This window comes from Bradyrhizobium sp. UFLA06-24 (assembly GCF_054967145.1).
On the sequence record NZ_JADFUE010000190.1, the window covers coordinates 1 to 1,210 of the forward strand.

Below are 1,210 nucleotides of genomic sequence, written 5' to 3' on the forward strand. Positions count from 1 at the left end.
GCCGTGCGAGCCGATGATAGCCCTGGTATCCGTCGACCTGAAGGATGCCGTCGAAGCCCTCGAGGATGCGCTCAGCATGGTCACCACCGCGTCCTGGCGCGTAGTGGTAGACCACGATTGGTGGATCAGCGCCGCCGTGGCCGCGATCGTCGCGCAGGACAGCCCACAGATAGCCGGTCTTCGTTCGGCCCCGGCCCGGATCGAGCACAGGCGCCCTGGTCTCGTCTATGAACAAGCGGCCCGATTGCTTCATCACGACGCTCATGCGCTCGACCAGCGGCGCGAGGTGGAAGGCGACCGTTCCCATCCAGTCTGCCAGAACGGCGCGATCGATGAAGATGCCATGCCGAGCCAGAACCTGCGACTGACGATAGAGTGGCATGTGCTCGCTGAACTTGGCGACCGCCACCTGCGCCAGCAGCGCCTCGGTGGGGATGCCACCCTCCACGAGATGGGCGGGCGCCGGCGCCTGAGCAACACCGGTGCAGCCCTTTGCACAGGCGTAGCGCGGTCGCACCGTCTCGATCACACGATACTGGGCGGCCATGACATCGAGACGGCGGGAGCGATCCTCGCCGATCTGGGCCATCCGGCCGCAGCCGCAGGGACACTCGAGGTTCTCGGGTTCGATCACCTGCTCGATGCGCGGCAGGTGCGCGGGAAAGGCACGGGCAGCGCGCCTGGTCCGGCCGCTGGACGGCGCCGTGCCGGCGCGGCGCGCACGATCGTCCTGGCGTTCCTGGACTTCGGCGATGGCAATCTCGATGTCCTCGAGAACCAGTTGCATCTGATCGGGATTGAACTTCTCCGAGCGTTTACCGAAACGTGCGCGCTCGTACTCCTTCACGAGCAGTTCGAGGCGTTCGACGCTCTCTTTGGACGCAGCCAGTTCACTCTCGACATGAAGGCGCGCCGAGCATTCATCGTCTGCGCGACGACGCTCGGCTTCAATCATCGCTTCCTGCGCGCGGAAGAGCGCGCGCAAATCGGCGGGCAGCGCTGCAAGACGGGCGGGATCAATGGGGGACGGCGGCACATCCGCAAGCTATCATCCCAAAGCCCCGCGCGAAACAGGTTGTCGGGTCTGAGTCAGTTCGCCGCAGCTGGCGTCGCGACAATCCGTTCGCCCACTCGCTTCCAGTTCAGCCCTTCAAACAGCGCTTCGAACTGCACGCGCGTCAGATGCATGACGCCGTCGCTGATCTGCGGC

General features: G+C 65.4%; 1 protein-coding gene. It reads right to left on the minus strand.

The features are described from left to right. A partial coding sequence (tnpC, locus tag IF809_RS38565) for an IS66 family transposase (protein WP_462840078.1) occupies nucleotides 1-985 on the minus strand: 985 nt, incomplete at its 3' end. Nucleotides 986-1,210: the final 225 nt, after the last annotated feature.